We start from the raw sequence: 16,658 nt of genomic DNA, 5'->3' as shown, positions 1-16,658 counted from the left end.
GTTGTTTTATAAATATTCCTGCCACCGGCAGTATGGATAAATTAATGCGCCGGTTTATACATGATTTCCACGGTCGCATCAGGCGCTTCCGCAGCTTCCGGTGCGGGTCTTACAAAAAGGTAGTAAAGCACGGGAATCACAAACAGGGTGAGTATCATCGATACAATTAACCCCGACGCCAGTACGCTGCCCAGCGGCGCCCACAACGGTGATTTCCCGATGATCATGGGCAACACGCCAATGGCCGCTGCCGCCGATGTGAGGAAGATGGGACGCATACGCCGTTTGGCGGCACCAAGTGCAGCGGCTTTTATCGTATAGCCGTGGTCCCGTATCAGTTCATCGGCATAGTCTACGAGGATGATACCATTACGCACCACGATGCCTATCAGGCTGATGATACCCATGAAGGCGGTCATGCCCATGGGATTACCGGTTACATACAGGCCGAGGAAGGCGCCCAGTAAGCTGAGCGGGAAAGTGGCCAGGATGATGAGCGTTTTCCCGAAGGTTTTAAACTGGAACAGCAACGTAAGCAGGATCAGGATCAGGCTGGTGCCCAATGCTAAACCCATGCCCGGCGCATTTTCGCCGGACGATTCCGCATCACCGCCGTATTGTATACTGATGCCCGGTGGCAGCTGCAGCTTCTCAATTTCAGGTTGCGCTTTCTTCAGTATTTCGGAGGCCATTACGCCCATTTGTGCTTCAGACAATACCGTGAGGGTACGGATACCGTTCCTGTGGGCTATTACACCCGTATGCCACGAAGGCGTGAGTTCCGCTACTTCTTTCAACGGCACCTTGCTGCCATACATGCTGATGAGATGAAGATTGCTGAGGTCACTGAACTCTTTCCTGTTATTGGCATCCAGCCGGAGGAAGATGTCTATGGGTTTGTCGCCCTCCCAGATCTGGGACACGGCAAAGCCTTTCAGGCCGGCGCCGATGGTTTGTGTGATCAGCTGGTTGGAAACACCCAGCCTGGCGGCCGCATCTTCTTTTATTTTGAGGCTTACGCCGAGGTAATCGTCTTCATAATCGGAGCGTACCCAGTTGGCGCCGTGCGTATGCCGGAGGATCTCTGTTACCTGTGCAGCAACGCGCTTCTGATCATGGAGATCTTCGCCGATGATGCGTATGGCCAGCGGAGAACCTTCCTGCATGCTCAGTTGCCGCAGGCGGATATAGCCGTTGGGTACAAAGCCTTCAAACTTTGGCAGGTATTCCTTTACGAGGTCGTTGGTAGCATCGTTGCCGGAAGTGGTAATAAATACCTGTGCGAAGTTCCGGCGGGGCATCTCCGGTGCATAGGTAACGTTGAACCGGGGAGAGCTGGTGCCAACAAAGCTGGCGATGCTGGTTACGCGCTTGTCCTTTTGCAGTTCCTGTTCCACGAGCTTCACCACCCGTTCTGTTTCTTCGAGGGAAGTGCCGTTGGCCATCCATATTTCGGCGTTAAACTGTTTGCTTTCGCTCAGCGGGAAGAACTCCTGTTTCACTTTTCCTGCCAGTACCAGTGCCAGTACGACGGCGCCTGCGGCAATGCCCACAGTTGTTTTCGGGAAACGGAAAGCCAGCTCAATGCCTTTGTTAAAGGTGTTCTGTAAACGATCCAGCAGGCTTTTTCTTTGTTTGGTGGTACTTACTTTATGCTTCAGCCCTTTCTTGATAAATACATAACAGGTGTATGGTGTTAACAGCAAAGCCACCGCCATTGAGGTGATCAATGCTACTGCTATGGTTACCGGGAGAGCGGCGATGAAATCTTTGGAGATGCCGTTCATGAACAAGGCCAGTGGCGCGAAGGCAAAGATGATTGCCAGCGTTGCGGTGAAAATGGGGAGCGACAACTGTTTGGCCGCCTGCCAGGCAGCGGTCCACGGCGTGATGTCTTCATCCAGCTTTTCAATATAATTGTCTACCACTACAATCGCATTATCCACCACCATTCCCAATACAATAATCAGCGCGGCGAGGGTTACCTGGTGCAGTTCTATGCCCATGATATTGATCAGGCCAAACGTGATGAGAATAGAGATCGGTGCGGCGAGGGAGGATACAGCTGCCACGCGCACAGGTAACAGCAGCATCACCACAATGATTACGGAAGCGATGGCTAAACCAAACTCCTTCATAAAGTGACGGATGCTTTCATCCACTACTTCCGGCTGGTTTACGATGGTGGTTATTTTTACATCTTCCGGAAAATCCTGTTGGATCTCTTTCAGCTTATCCTGTACAATATGCCCGAACTGTACGATGTTGTTGCCGGGCTGCATTTCAATGGCGAGCATCATTACCTTGTCGTCACCTATACGGATAAACGAAGATGGCTCTTCAAAGCGGCGTTCAATTTTCGCTACGTCTTTCAATCGCACTACTGTACCCTGCGGCGTGGTATAAATAATCTGCGATGCAATGTCTGCTTCGGTTTTATACTGGCTGTTGGTGAACACCGGGAAGGTATTGGAGCTGATGGTCATTTCTCCTGAATAGCCGGTTACGTTCTGCATTTGCAGGGTGCGGATAATAGTTGACAGGTCAAAACCATACTGCTGCATCTTCTGATCATCGATGGTAACATATAGTTGTTGCTTCTGGCCGCCGGACCTGTTTATTTTGGACACTTCCGGAATGATTTTGAGCCCGTCTTCTATTTTATCCAGGTACTTTTCTATCTCGGCATAACTGCGTTGATTAGAGGATACCGTAATGATTTGTGCGGTTACATCTCCAAAATTACTGTTCACTACAGGACCAATTACACCGGAGGGAAGCGATTGCCTGGCTACGGTATTGAGACCGTGTTGCAGGGTGCTCCAGAATTTTTTCCGGTCTTTGATACTGGTGTGTAATTCCACGGTGATGAAAACCTGGCCGTCTTTTGTTTGCGATTTGGTTTTCGCTTTATTTACTTCTTCAAAGGAAAACAGGTATTGTTCTATTTTATTGGTTACCTGTTTTTCCATTTGTACTTCATCTGCGCCGGGGTAAAATGCGTATACCATTGCTACGGGCATATCTATCTTCGGGTTCTCGGACCGCGGCATATTGAGCAGTGAGTAGGTGCCCAGCAGGAGCAGCAATGCCGTTACCACGATGGTCACCTGTTTATATCGCATGGCAGCTTCAATGAAGCTGATCTTTCTTTTTTTCATTCTTCCAGGATTGTCGGACTAAGTAAAAATTGTTTAATGCTACAGGCTGATGGCGGTACCGTCTTTCAGGTTGGAATGTCCTGCGGTAACTACCTGTTCGCCGCCATTTAATCCGGTAGTTACCACTACTTCATTTTTGCCGGTGAGTACGCCTACAGTGATACGTTTACGTACGGCTTTATTTTGCGCGTTGGTGATAAACACGTAGGTGATATCGTCTGCATCCCTTACTACTGCGGTGGCCGGGATGGTAAGTGCGTTCACGGTGCTGCCGGTATTCATTTTAATGGTGGCCAGCATGCCGGGAAGGAGCTGTCCGTGTTGATTATTCAGTTTTATTTTGACGCTGTAAGTACGTGAGGTGGCATCTGCCTGGGGGTTGATGATAGTGATCTTCCCGGCGGTGCTGTCGTTCAGCGTGGGAATAAATACCATTGCACCGGCGCCTTGTTTTAATGCGCCTACTTCACTTTCAGGCACGGTTACTTTTGCGTACACCATATCTGTTTTGATGATGGTAAACGCCGGAACGCCGGGAGCGGCTGCACTGCCTCTTTCAATTTTCCGGGCGGTAATGATGCCGGTGATGGGCGCATAAAGGCGGCTGTCGGCGATATGTTTGGCGCTGATCAGTTTATTGGCTTTGGCTTGCGCCAGTTTTGTTTTTATGTCGATATAATCTTTCGCGGGCAAGCTACCTTTTTCATAGAGTGCATTCAAACGGCCATACAGGTCTTCTGCCTGGTCGAGTGATGCGTTGGCAATGGCAAGTGAATTGCTGTATTCGGTGGCGTCGAGCGATGCCAGCAACTGTCCCTGTTTCACCAGCTGTCCTTCTTCCACAGCAATATTATTTACCACGCCGGGTACTGCAAATCCTATCTCCGCGGTATTATCAGGTTCTATGGTGCCGGAGTAAACCAGCTCCCGGGCGATATCACTTTTCTGAACCTTAAACACGTTCACTTTCACCGGAGATTGCTGCGGTTGTTTTATTTCATTGCTGCCACAGGCGGTAAGTGCTGCCGCCATGATAAAAAAGGAAACTGGTTTAAACGTCGTTGACATAAACAGATTTTATTACTATGATGAAATACAAGTATTGTGCGCACAAAATTAGGGGAGATGATTGCGTGGGAAAAGGTTGATAAATCGGGTAAGCTGGTCTGAAAGTCGGTTTGTTTTTTACCTGTATACGGTAACGGGCATACGAAAAAAAAGAGGCCGGGTAAGAGTATCCCGGCCTGTACCTTAAACCTACAACTGTTACACTGTTAGTCGTAACAATAATCTTTATTGATGAACAGCGCGGAACTCTTTAGGAGAGTAGCCTGTATGTCGTTTGAAGAATTTACCAAAGAAAGACTGGTCGCTGAAATGCAGCAGCTCTGCTACCTGTGAAATGCTGAGTTTAGGATCGTCGAGCAGGAGTTTGGCTTCCAGCATCACGAAATCGTCGATCACTTCTCCTGCATTTTTGCCTGTCATTTCTTTAACGGTTTCTGTCAGGTATTTAGGCGTTACAAATAACTGTTCTGCATATTGCTGCAGGTTACGCTGGTGCCTGAACTGCAGCTGTACCAGGTTGGTGAAGCTGATCACCAGGCTTTCCTTTCTTGAAATATTGGATGTTTTTTGTTGCTGGTATTTTGTACTCAGCGATGCCAGTTCATAGAGCAGCAGGAAGAAAGTATGATGCAGCAACTCTTTTGCAAAAGGTAATTTCTGCATCAGGTTATCGGAGCGGATAGCCAGTTGGTTCAGGTGTTCCGCTATCGTATTCGCATCTTCTTTATTAAGCTGCCAGTGCGGGGAGTACCGGGTAGTGAAATAATCATACAGCTCCATTTTAGCAGGAGGCATTCCAATGGCCACCAGGAAATCCAGTGTGAAACTCACCACAGAAACCACGGCTGTTTTATCCACGGAGATCATTTTTTTTGTGCTGCTGGGCGACGCCAGCAACAGGCTGTTGGCACCCATGGTATACTCCTCGCGGTTTAAGGAACCGATGATTTTTCCTTTTTTTACCAGTAGTATGGTAGTGAAATCGGACCTGAAGTTTGTTCTGATATTGTCAAAATCAGCCAGGCTCATATCATTAAAGATAGAGATACCAAAGTTGTACGGTATTTCCGGCAGCCCGTTTTCACGCATAAATTCCGCGTGTTTGTATATCTCGCCCCGTCCCTGTTTCATATTGCAAAGTTTCATTGATCTGAGTTGCCTTCAAAGGTTAATAAGTCGGCAATATTGGTCAAAAAGTCGGTTGCCCGTTTACCATGCAAGATAGAAAGAAATATTGCCGACTTCGTGGTGTGATAATCCGTTGATCACCGGCGACATGGTTCTCTGGGTGAGAGAAAAACCAACCTTTCCGTATACGGCCACCAGTCCGCAGTCTATACCAGTTAACAGTTTATTGTTGGCAAATGTTGGGTGGTTGCCTGGCTTGGGCGGTTGTTGCGGATCTTCGGGGGGAGCTACGCCTTTCACGAGTGCGTTGGTGAACATCAGCTCCGCGCTGGGCCGGATGGTGGCGTAAAGCTGCCAGCGCTTTGTGGTGGCGTATTGGGAAATATAGCCGTTATAGTAAGGAAGCATTTTACCAATCCTGATCAGGGAATACACGGCGAAACCATTCAGCATGGTGCCGGCGTATAACTGACCGCCTGCTGTTACTTCTGCTATTTTTTTATACGCTGCTACCTGTTTTTCTGCAGTGAGATTGAGATTGAGGAGTAATTTGTTCCCGATCTGGTTACGCCATCCCCGGGGTCTTGTATAGCCGAGAATGCGGTGGGCAAGGGTTTGTGTTTCTTTTGCCAGCGCCCACGGCCCCATTACACCTGCAAACCATTCCGTTTGGAGGTTGTATTTACGAACGGGGTTGGAAGAGTGAAGGGTATGGGTGATAAACAATCCGCCGGCATAGGCAAAGTCGCCCGCTACAGGCACCACTTTCCGGAGGTCCTGGGGGGTAAACATTACCTGCATAAATCCCCAGCCATAGGTATTGATGCTTTCTTTACCTGCTTTTGGCATCCAGCGGTCCGGAAAGGAATGCGGAGGGTGCTGCCTGGTATAAAACAAATCGAACCGGGTACCATTGGTATATGCCTGGTCCGTTCCATTACCATTCAGGTTAATGAAGTCGTTGTCTTCGTAAAAGCGGAACAACCGCGTATTTTCAGTGGAAGCCTGTGCTCTCAGATCATTCCAGGGTGTGCCTATTATGCCGCAGTAAATTAATACTGATAAGATCGTCTTTTTCATCTGGCGCTTGACATCTTTGCAAAGATCGGACAATGAAGATAAATAAAGATGGTCGATCTATCGGAATAATTGGTAAAAAAGCCGGTTATCTGTCAACCGGCTTTTTTATCTGAAATGATCATGTAAAGATAATATGACTATTCTGCTTTTAAACTTTTCACAGGATTAGCGAGAGCTGCTTTTACCGACTGGAAGCTGACCGTTACCAGTGCAATGAACATGGCAATGATGCCGGCCAGTACAAAGATCCACCAGGAAATAGGCGCGCTGTAGGCAAAGCCCTGCAGCCACTTGTGCATGGCATACCAGGCAATGGGAGAGGCCAGCACGGCCGCAATGAAAACGTACCGGAGAAAGTCTTTGCTCAGCAGGGCTGCAATATTACCCACGCTGGCGCCCAGCACTTTGCGGATACCGATTTCTTTGGTACGCTGGCGGGCAGTAAAGGCGGCGAGGCCAAATAAACCAAGACAGGAAATAACGATGGCGATGGTCATGCCGGTGTTCATCAGCTGTTCCATTTGTCGTTCCCGTTCGTAAAATTTGCGGATGGTATCGTCATAAAAGTGGTAGTCGAATTTTTCGCCGGGGTATACCGACGCATATGCTTTCTGGATGCCGGCAATGGTACGTTGCAGTTGTTCGCCGGTAAAACCGGCCAGCGACAGCTTTACATTTACAAACCGGCAGATATCCTGGGAAGAAGCGATGAAAACAGGCTTGATCTGATCGCGGAGCGCAACGGTATGAAAATCGGCCAGCACACCAACAACGGGTATGATTTTCCGCGACGGCCGGTCGCTCATGCCCGACTCTACAAATTTACCGACCGCATCTGCCGGGTTTTTAAATCCTAACGCTTTGGCGCAGGTTTCATTGATCAGCACTTCGCTGATGGTATCGGAAGTGCGCAGGTTCCTGCCGGCTACCAGTTTCAGCTGGTACAAAGGCAGATAATTTTCATCGCCGAATTCGAGGTGGCAGTTTGCGCGCAGTTCGGTTTTGTCTGTGTATTTAAGATCTGTGCCCCAGTGGCCATTGTCGGACGGTGGCCCCTGGCTTAGGCTCACCATCTCCACCTGCGGCAGCAACCGGATCTTCTCCGCCAACACAGCGGGAAGAGTTTTGGCGTATGCGCGGTTGGTATCAAAGGTGATGATCGCATCTTTCGTAAATCCAAGATCTTTGTTCAGCATATACCTGATCTGGTTATTGATCACCAGCGAGCCTATAATAAATACCAGGGAGATGGTAAACTGGAAAACGACCAGGCCTATACGAAGATATCCCCGTTGGTTCCCTTTCACACCGGTGCTGCCTTTGAGACTTTGTACCGGTTTAAATGAAGACAATATTTTTGCCGGGTATAAGCCGGACAGCAACGTGGTAAACAGCGTGAGGAGCAACAGGAAAAGGAGGGTAGGCCAGCTGAATAAATGCAGCGACACACCGTCGGGCATAAACGAACTGAAAAGCTCCAGTAAAGGCTTTACCGCTAAAAGCGACAACAACACCGCTGATGTTGTAAGAAGGAATGTTTCCGTAAGGAAATATACCACCAGGCTCCGTTTGTTGCTGCCCAGTACTTTCCTGATCCCTATTTCTTTGGAGCGCTCCACTGATTGGGCCGTGGAGAGATTTATAAAGTTGATGGCCGCAATGATCAGTATAAATAACGCAATGGCCATGAGGCCGTACATGGTAGGGAGATGTGCTTTATGTCCGAATTCATCCGTATAGTCGCCGTTAAAATGGATATCTGCCAATGGTTGCAGGCGGAAGGCTTTGCTTACACCGGCTTGCCCTAATACCCGTTCGTTGGCGAAGGCGGCCAGCTGCCTGTTCAGCAATACTGTATCAGCACCCGGGTTTAGTTTTACATATGCCTGTGTGCCGCCGAACATACCCCATTGGCCGAACCCGAAATCATTTTCGAACGGACTGTTTTTTACCGAGGCAAAGGAGATAAAATCGTTGAAGAGGAAATCACTGTTTTGTGGAAGGTCTTTCACAATACCAGCTACTGTTAACGGGATAGAGTCGTTATAGTAAACGATTTTCCCGAGGTACTTTTCTGCGGGCAGATCGCCGAAGTATTTAACCGCTTTGCTGGCAGTTAGTACTACTTTGAAGGGCTCCTGTAAAGCAGTGCCGGGCTTACCGGCCAGCCAGGTATACTGAAATATGCTGAAGTATTCGGGGGAAGCAATCACCACATCAGGTTTACTGCCGCTTTCAAATTTCTTCACCACGCCGTTGCTGCCGGAAACAGCTACTTTGGGACGGATAGGATGGATAGCCGCCAGCGTCTGAACCCCTGCAAATTTGTTGGATAAAGCCTCCGGGGCCGAATCCGGTACACGGGACATTTTACTGATGCCGCGGTCCGGAGAATTGAGCTGCGATACAACCCGGTAAATGTTTTCTCTGCCGGGATGAAAATTATCATAACTCAGTTCAAAATGAACACTGAGAAAAATCACGAGGCAGGCACTGATGCCAAGCGCGAGGCCAATCACATTGATGGCAGCATACACTTTGTTGCGGAGCAAATTTCTCCAGGCTATTTTTATATAACTTTTGAGCATAACAGGAAGTGTGGGATTGACAGCTAAAGAATGAAAAATATGCCAATAATAAGAAGCACTGATATTGATAACGTTATGATTTCTTATTATCATGTTAAATGTCCGCTTGTGCAACCGGTGTGTCCGGAAATGAACAGGTAATGAAGGGAACATTTTAAGCAGTTGAACGTTAATGATTATCATGACAACCGTAGCACTCCGCAGTTCCGAAGGCAGATGGGTAATGGTAACCACCATTCTCGCCTCTGCTATGGCTTTTATAGATGGTACCGCATTGAACGTGGTGTTGCCTGCACTGCAACATAACCTGAACGCCTCTGCGGCAGACCTGTTCTGGGTATTAAACGCCTATCTGCTCATGCTGGCTTCGCTCATATTGATAGGCGGTACATTGGGCGACAGGCTGGGCCGGAAGAAAATTTTTATGGCCGGTATTTTCGTATTCATCCTGGGTTCTGCCGCCTGTGGGTTTGCCGGCACTGCCACATTGCTCATCATTTTCCGCATGATACAGGGTATCGGCGGCGCGCTGATGATTCCCGGAAGTCTTTCTTTAATAACCTCTTCCATCAATGAAAATGAAAGAGGGAAGGCTATCGGCACCTGGTCGGCCATCACCACGCTGGTGACAATGGGTGGCCCCATACTCGGCGGCGCACTTGCCGATGCCGGGCTGTGGCGATATATCTTTTTCATCAACGTGCCGATTGGTGTGGCCGCCCTGGTATTCCTGGCGTTGAAAGTAAGGGAGAGCAGGGAAACGGAAGGGGATCAGCGGCTGGATTATCCAGGCGCGGTGCTTACTGCCGCAGGACTGGCCCTGCTCACTTTTGGGTTTCTGCGGATGCCGTTGCTGGGCTTCCGTAATCCGGAAGTATACGGTACCATTGCCGGCGGTGTAATATTGCTGATTGTTTTTATAGTGGTGGAAAATAAAAGTCGCCACCCCATGTTGCCGGTGCACCTGTTTAAGAATTTAACCTTCACCGGTACCAACCTGCTGACGTTCTTTCTATATGCAGGTCTTGGTGCAGGAATGTTGTTCCTTTCGCTGGACATGGTGCAGGTACAGGGCTACACCCAGCTTCAGTCCGGACTTACCTTTTTACCCTTTACGGTATTAATGATCACTATTGCGCGTTTTGCCGGGAGTCTTGCTGATAAATACGGTCCCCGTTTATTCCTGGTGGTGGGTCCGTGTGTTGCCGGTGGTGGTTTACTGTTGCTATCTTTTGTAAAACAAACGCAGGGCGCAGCTGATTACTGGACTACCTTTTTCCCCGGCCTGGTAGCTTTGGGATTGGGCATGTCTATCACCGTGGCGCCGTTAACTGCTGCCGTAATGGGTTCGGTGAGTGATCATTTATCCGGCACAGCCTCCGGTGTAAACAATGCCATTACACGTATTGCCGGTGTTTTTGCCAATGCTATTTTTGGTGCGCTGGCAGTATTGTTTTTTTCGGGAGCAGTGCAGCGGGAAGTTAGTAAGCTGCCGCTGAATAGCTCGCAGCAGGAAGCGGTGATCGCGCAAACCGTGAACCTGGGCAATGCCTCTGTGCCTGCGGGTATCGACAGCGCGCATCAGGATGCCATCCGCAAAGTATATAAAGATGGGTTTATTGCGGCTTATGGAAATATTATGCGGTTGTCCGCAGGATTAGGCTTTATGGGCGGCCTGATGGGTTTTCTTTTTATCCGTAAACGGCCGGCTGCAGCGCCTCCCGCAGGGCAATAGAAATACCGGTTTACAGGTATTGTTTCCGGACGCGGCTTTTCTATATTTGTATAATAACTACTCCTGATGCAAAAATTCCCTTTCCTGACCCTGAAGCAATCTTTACTGATATTACGTATAGCTGTGGCCGTTATATTCCTCGCGCATGCAGTAGTGAGGATCTGTAATGGTACCATTCCCCAGTTTGCGGCGTTTATGGAAAGCAAAGGACTGCCTTTTGGCATGGCATGGGTATGGGCCATCACTGCCTATGAAATTGCGGGCGGCCTGTTGCTGCTGCTGGGAATGTATACGCGATTGCTCGCAGCGGGGTTTATAATTTTGTTGCTGGTGGGCATTGTATTGATTCACGCCTCCCTGGGATGGTTTGTAGGGGAGCATGGTACCGGCGGGTGTGAGTATAGTTTTATACTTATTGTAGCTTTGCTGGTGATTGCCGCGGAGAAGCGGCATATTTAATCTCACCCAAATACAATCCGGTGCACCGACCAGCGCCAGGTTTCCAATATCGCTTCATTATCCAGCTTACACAAATCCTTCAACACCGTAATAGATTCTATCCCGAAAAAAATACTCAACGCATTTACCATGTGCTTAAAGGTTGCGGGATCTGTTGTTTTCCGCAATGGCTTCAGCGCTTCTTCTATCAGCACAATACGCCGGCCGGCCCTAGAGTAACCACTTTTAGGATGAATGGATTCCGAGATTACAGAACTGAGGAACAGCCTGAATTCCGTTTCATTTTTTGTAAAGAGTTCAAAATGATAATCGATCAGTTTATTGACCCGCGCTTTCAGGTCTTTTTCGGGGATGTCGGCAAATAAGTCGTCGCTTGTTTTGGCTTTGAGCTGCAGGGAAGCTTCTCTTCTTAATACTTCTGTGCCTGTAAAATAGCGGTAGGCCGTGGCTTTGGAGATACCGGCTTCTTTGGCTACCAGTTCCACGCTGATGTCCTTTCCCTGTAACAGGAGTGTGTTGGCCACTGCTATCAGCGTTTCCCGTGTTTTTAATTTCTGCGCAATCCTGCCCCCGTCCAATGATAATTTCGCCATGCGGTTTTTAAAGTTTGATTTTAGATATAAAGGTATTACTTTCGTGAGACTAAAGTCTCATTAATTATGAAACAGCATATGAAGATAAGGGGAATCAATGTAGTATACGATGATTATGGTAGAGGGGAAACGATTGTATTTATCCACGGGCAGCCATTTAACCGCAGTATGTGGGACCCGCAGGTGGCAGCCTTTAAAAGCGGCTACCGGTTGATAGTGCCCGATTTGAGGGGATATGGCGAAAGTGAAATTCCTGCCGGGATTACATTACTGGATGAACTGGCGCTGGATATTATTCATTTGCTGGAGGCCCTGAAAATAACGAAGGCCACATTTGTGGGGCTGTCGATGGGCGGGCAGGTGGTTTTTGAATTGTACCGGTTAGCGCCGCATTTGTGCAACGCCCTGGTGCTGGCAGATACCGATGCAAAAGGGGAGAGTGCACAAAGTTACCAGGCGCGGTTGCAGTTATCAAAGGATTTAGTGGAGAAGGGGATGTCCTTTTATACTGATCAACACCTGTATCAGTTTCTCGGCAAAACTACGATGGCAGAGAAACCGGCCGTAGTAGCTGATTTGCGGCATATGATGGTGGCCACCAACCCGTTGGGCGCTTCTTTGGTACAACGGGGCAGGGCAGAGCGAAGGGATCATACTTTGATGTTGCCTGATATTCATTGCCCGGTATTGGTTGTTGTGGGAGAAGAAGACGGCTTTACCCCCGTGGCCGTAGCAAAAGGAATGCAGGAACACATCAAACATGCACAACTCGTTGTAATAAAGGACGCTTCGCATATGCCCAATATGGAACAGCCGGAGATTTTTAATCACCACCTGGAATTATTTTTACAGGGAATTAAATAGATCCGTTGTTCTTCTCACAAAAAGAAAAAAGTTTTTAATTTATTTTATTATCTTTAGGGGGAAGAATATCCAATTCTACGGATGCTTCACTGCGACTATACCGCTTCCTGCCTTTATTCATTCCATGAATTTTATTGAATCACAAACCAGTTCATTAACAAACATCTGATTGCTATGAAAAAAAAGGGATTTTTAATCGACATGGATGGCGTAATCTACAAAGGCAGCGAACCTATTCCCGGTGCTGTAGAATTTATTAATGGTCTGAGAGACAAAGGCCTTCCTTTCCTGTTCCTCACCAACAATAGCCAAAGAACCAGCAGGGATGTATGTTATAAGCTGAATAAGATGGGCTTTAAGGTAAACGATACAGATATTTTTACCTGTGCAATGGCTACCGCAAGATACCTGGCGTCCAAAAAAGAAAATGGTACCGCCTATGTAATCGGAGAAGGCGGTTTGCTGACAGAGCTTTACAATGCCGGCTATTCTATTGTAGATGACCAGCCGGATTATGTGATTATAGGAGAAGGAAGAACTATCATGCTGGAATCCGTTGATAAAGCGATCAACATGATCATGAAAGGCGCGAAATTGATAGCCACTAATCTTGATCCTAACTGCCCGATGGGCGATGGTAAATACAGGGCAGGTTGCGGCGCGCTGGTAGCCATGCTGGAATTTGCCAGCGGCATCAAAGCCTTTAGCGTAGGGAAACCCAGCCCGGTAATGATGCGCATGGCACGCAAAGCACTGCAACTCACAACTGACGAAACCGTGATGATAGGCGATACAATGGGAACGGATATCCTCGGTGCAGGCTCTATGGGCTTTACCACAGTGCTCACCTTATCAGGTGTAACACATGAAAGCGACCTCGCACATTTTGGCTATTCGCCTGATTTTATTATCAAATCAGTAAAGGATTTGCTGGATGAAGAGTTGTTTATGAAAGTAATAGGAGAACCGGCACTCGCGGAAGCGGAGTACTAAAATAATTACGGGGCGCAATAAATGCGCCCCTGTTTTTTTATTCAACACCTTGCAGGTAAACAGCCGCAAACTCTTCCGCAAAATGATGGAAGGAATGAATGCTGCCAGCGGCACTGCTCCTGTGTTCCCGGTAACTATCGAGCAGGTTGCCTTCTCTTAATGCCACTCCTATTTCTATTACGTATACTTGGGCCATTTGCTCTGTTAGTCCGTTCTGCATCATACCATATAGCAGGTCGTTGTCAGAGAAACCAATCCAGGCAAGGTCCGGCTGGCCAATCGCTTTGCCCAGTACAGCGGCTACTTCGCCGCCGGTTATTTCATGGCCTATATAACGTATATGCTTGCCCGTGAATGATAAGGTATCCAGCGCTTCTGCGGCAATAGCCGCAATATCGCGGGGATGCGTAAGCACCATGTTTACACCGGCATCAAAATTATTGCCGATGATATGCTGCTGTTTTATCATGGGGATGCTGCCAAAGAAATTGGTGTAAAACATACCGGGACGAAGATGGAGTACATGCGTATCCGTTAGTTCGTTCAACCTCGCCTCTACATAGTGATTAGCGCCGGCAGGCCCGGGACCATCGGGCAAATGCGCGCCCACACTGCTGAGATTTACCACATACTTTACGCCGTTGTCAGCGATAGCGTTGGCATAGCCGTCGCCCACCGACCGCATATACTGCCTGATATCAGTAGCCTGGAAACCAGGCGGTATCATGGTATATACGGCATCGGCGCCTTTAAAGGCTTCGCGCAGAAAGCCGGGATCGTCTACAGATCCGATTGCCGGAATAGCTTGTATGGCTGTTATGGCGCTTGCCCGCTCGGGGCTGTGACTCACCACTGTAACGGTATGCCCTTTACTGATTAACTGCTGCGCCAGCGGCAGACTGATATTTCCTAATGATCCTGTAAGTGTAATGTTCATGATTTGTTTGTTTATGTAATGCTTGCACAAAAGTAAATTTGTACTTACTTTTGTACAAGTACTTACCCTATAGTATGTATCATGACCAAAGTAAAAGAAACCTCTGTAATACAGGCAAACAAACAGGCGGCATTTAATGAATGCCCCGTTACTTATGTGATGGAGAAGATTGGCGGATACTGGAAACCCATTATCCTGTTCCAGTTGCTGTCGGGCAGTAAACGCTACAGCGACCTGAGAAAAGCCATTCCCGCTATCACCGAAAAAATGCTGATCCAGCACCTGAAACAGCTGGAGGCAGATAACCTGGTAGTACGTATAGCCAAACCCGTAGTGCCGCCACATGTTACCTACAGCTTAACAAAAACAGGCGCTAACTTAAAACCTGTTTTATATGCAATGGCTGTATGGGCCGTATCAGACAGTAAAGAAAATTCAAAGGTATTCGCCAGGAATCTGAAGAACTTCCCCGGCATTAATTAAATGATATCATCATGAAGAAAATCCGTTTGTTATTGTGCAGCATGCTCCTCACAGGATATGGCGCTTATGCGCAACAAACACCCCCCACAAACCAACTGCGGGAAGGTACCCATAACTTTACGCTCCAGTGGATAGGCTGGGATAATCCCGGTAAAGTACAGATAAAGAAAAACAAGGACGGTAACTACACCGTGAAAGGGGAACAACGCGACACACAGAATGGCGGCTTCGTTACCATCGACGGCGTATTAAAAGTAGTGTCTCCCCGCGAACTGACTTTTGAAGGCACCATCCAAACGATGGATAAATCACTGAACGGCGGAAAGGTATGCGACAAAACAGGTACTTATCATTTCCTGGCCAAAGGTGCGCGTAAATACTGGCGCCTGCAGGAAATGGATAACTGCGAAGGAAATAATGTAGTGGACTATGTAGATATTTTCTTTTAAAGAGCAGTGTCCGCTGCTTTTATTTCCGGTAGTTCATATACCCTGATCTCGCCGGCGCTATGCGTAACGACCAGCTGCCCCCGTTTATTTAACAGCAGGGTTACAATATCCCCGCCGTAATCAACAATAGCTGCCGGGTTGGTGGTGGGCCTTCCGTCCGCATCATACGCCCTGATATCGCAGCCTTCCGGCAACAGCTCGCCAAAACAGGTGAAGGTGTGCCGGTCGATCAGCAGCAATCTTCCAAAGCGGGTAAAGGCCACTAAAGTATCGTTGTTAATAAACAGCACCGTGTAATTTACATTGTCGGGATCTTCCGCAGCTTTGTAGCGGTCGTTGATATTGAACAGCGCTTCCTGCGATAGCTCCGCCGTTTTTTCCATGCCGGGAAAGGAAAACAATTGTATGGCTTCCTCGTAATGTGGTCCTGTAACAAAGGCTTTTCCATCGGGCGAAAAATTGCCGGCCACGCTGTCGTTGCACTGCGTCAATTCTTCCATCATCATTTTATCATCGCTGAATTGAACAAGATACAAGGTGATGTCGTCCTGACCGGCAGGCGTTTCGATGAGGAACTTATCTTTATCCGGTGTAGCATGAAAAACATAGCTGCGTTCCTGGCTGGCTTCCAGCGGGAGGCTATTTATGATCGTAAAATCAGAGAGGCGGAGCATTTGCAAAGTATCCTGATCGCCGGGTGATACAAACCACATATATCGTGTATCCGCAGAAAAGAAGCAACCGGACCCCAGGAAATGATACCAGGGTGCATGTTCGTATTGCCACAGCAACTGACCGTTATTATCTGTTATCCTTACAGCCGTTTCACCGGAAAGCGCTATTAGCCTACCATCCAGGGAAACTGCTGTTTCGCAGGTAACATAATGCGTGGTTTGCGCCTGGAGGTCTTTACGCCATACTTCGCGCAGCGAGGCATCCAGCAGCATCACTTCCGGGCGCGCACTGAAATTGAGGAGATATCCGCCGTTTGTTAAAGTGGTGATGCCCGCCGGGTTTTCTTCCAGTGGTAGTTGCAGGTGAATAGGTAGTGATATGTTGAGGAAAGGTGCAGCCATGATTTCTGTAGAATAAGAAATCAAAGGTAGCGTTCTTTCAAAAA

The 16,658-nt window shown here is 48.2% G+C and carries 14 protein-coding genes; 6 read left to right on the top strand and 8 right to left on the bottom strand.

Features of this window, described 5'->3' with window-relative positions; translation table 11 throughout:
• Positions 1–41: 41 nt before the first annotated feature.
• The 5 genes from PV783_RS33465 to PV783_RS33445 form a co-directional block, all read right to left on the bottom strand.
• Positions 42–3,161: an efflux RND transporter permease subunit gene (locus PV783_RS33465; protein ID WP_420991067.1), complete on the bottom strand. Its 3,120-nt coding sequence runs from the start codon at positions 3,159–3,161 to the stop codon at positions 42–44.
• A 39-nt stretch (positions 3,162–3,200) separates the two neighbouring features.
• Positions 3,201–4,229 carry an efflux RND transporter periplasmic adaptor subunit gene (locus tag PV783_RS33460; protein WP_420991066.1) on the bottom strand — a complete coding sequence of 343 codons (1,029 nt, stop codon included), beginning with the start codon at positions 4,227–4,229 and terminating at the stop codon, positions 3,201–3,203.
• 225 nt (positions 4,230–4,454) lie between these two features.
• Positions 4,455–5,360 carry a helix-turn-helix domain-containing protein gene (locus PV783_RS33455; RefSeq protein ID WP_420991065.1) on the bottom strand — a complete coding sequence of 302 codons (906 nt, stop codon included), beginning with the start codon at positions 5,358–5,360 and terminating at the stop codon, positions 4,455–4,457.
• Positions 5,361–5,438: 78 nt separating this feature from the next.
• Complete coding sequence (locus PV783_RS33450; RefSeq protein ID WP_420991064.1) at positions 5,439–6,437, bottom strand: lipid A-modifier LpxR family protein; 999 nt, start codon at positions 6,435–6,437, stop codon at positions 5,439–5,441.
• A 137-nt stretch (positions 6,438–6,574) separates the two neighbouring features.
• The gene (locus PV783_RS33445) at positions 6,575–9,025 is read right to left on the bottom strand and encodes an ABC transporter permease (protein WP_420991063.1); all 2,451 of its coding nucleotides are present in this window, start codon (positions 9,023–9,025) and stop codon (positions 6,575–6,577) included.
• A 181-nt stretch (positions 9,026–9,206) separates the two neighbouring features.
• On the opposite strand from PV783_RS33445, the gene PV783_RS33440 reads away from it, so the two are divergent.
• Together PV783_RS33440 and PV783_RS33435 are read left to right on the top strand one after the other, a co-directional pair.
• Complete coding sequence (locus tag PV783_RS33440; protein ID WP_420991062.1) at positions 9,207–10,760, top strand: MFS transporter; 1,554 nt, start codon at positions 9,207–9,209, stop codon at positions 10,758–10,760.
• A gap of 66 nt (positions 10,761–10,826) precedes the next feature.
• Complete coding sequence (locus PV783_RS33435; protein ID WP_420991061.1) at positions 10,827–11,219, top strand: DoxX family protein; 393 nt, start codon at positions 10,827–10,829, stop codon at positions 11,217–11,219.
• A 2-nt stretch (positions 11,220–11,221) separates the two neighbouring features.
• Here PV783_RS33435 and PV783_RS33430 read toward each other — a convergent pair whose 3' ends face one another.
• A complete protein-coding gene (locus PV783_RS33430) occupies positions 11,222–11,812 on the bottom strand; it encodes a TetR/AcrR family transcriptional regulator (RefSeq protein WP_420991060.1) in 591 nt (196 codons plus the stop codon).
• Between the two features lie 66 nt (positions 11,813–11,878).
• On the opposite strand from PV783_RS33430, the gene PV783_RS33425 reads away from it, so the two are divergent.
• Together PV783_RS33425 and PV783_RS33420 are read left to right on the top strand one after the other, a co-directional pair.
• Positions 11,879–12,676 carry an alpha/beta fold hydrolase gene (locus tag PV783_RS33425; RefSeq protein ID WP_420991059.1) on the top strand — a complete coding sequence of 266 codons (798 nt, stop codon included), beginning with the start codon at positions 11,879–11,881 and terminating at the stop codon, positions 12,674–12,676.
• Positions 12,677–12,850: 174 nt separating this feature from the next.
• Positions 12,851–13,669 (top strand): HAD-IIA family hydrolase, encoded by an 819-nt coding sequence (locus tag PV783_RS33420; RefSeq protein ID WP_079472375.1) that lies wholly within the window; start codon positions 12,851–12,853, stop codon positions 13,667–13,669.
• A gap of 37 nt (positions 13,670–13,706) precedes the next feature.
• Here the strand turns inward: PV783_RS33420 and PV783_RS33415 are convergent, their stop codons facing one another.
• The gene (locus tag PV783_RS33415) at positions 13,707–14,606 is read right to left on the bottom strand and encodes an NAD(P)H-binding protein (protein WP_420991058.1); all 900 of its coding nucleotides are present in this window, start codon (positions 14,604–14,606) and stop codon (positions 13,707–13,709) included.
• Positions 14,607–14,687: 81 nt separating this feature from the next.
• On the opposite strand from PV783_RS33415, the gene PV783_RS33410 reads away from it, so the two are divergent.
• Entirely contained in the window at positions 14,688–15,089 is a 402-nt protein-coding gene (locus tag PV783_RS33410) for a winged helix-turn-helix transcriptional regulator (RefSeq protein ID WP_079472373.1), read from the top strand.
• Between the two features lie 11 nt (positions 15,090–15,100).
• A complete protein-coding gene (locus PV783_RS33405; RefSeq protein WP_336389414.1) occupies positions 15,101–15,538 on the top strand; it encodes a hypothetical protein in 438 nt (145 codons plus the stop codon).
• Here PV783_RS33405 and PV783_RS33400 read toward each other — a convergent pair.
• Positions 15,535–16,614 carry a hypothetical protein gene (locus PV783_RS33400; RefSeq protein WP_420991057.1) on the bottom strand — a complete coding sequence of 360 codons (1,080 nt, stop codon included), beginning with the start codon at positions 16,612–16,614 and terminating at the stop codon, positions 15,535–15,537. The two genes, PV783_RS33405 and PV783_RS33400, sit on opposite strands and share 4 nt — an antisense overlap.
• Positions 16,615–16,658: the final 44 nt, after the last annotated feature.

Origin of the sequence: Chitinophaga sp. CC14 (assembly GCF_048957795.1) — a bacterium.
GTDB lineage: Bacteria > Bacteroidota > Bacteroidia > Chitinophagales > Chitinophagaceae > Chitinophaga > Chitinophaga ginsengisegetis.
This window is presented reverse-complemented; position numbering and strand designations above follow the sequence as displayed.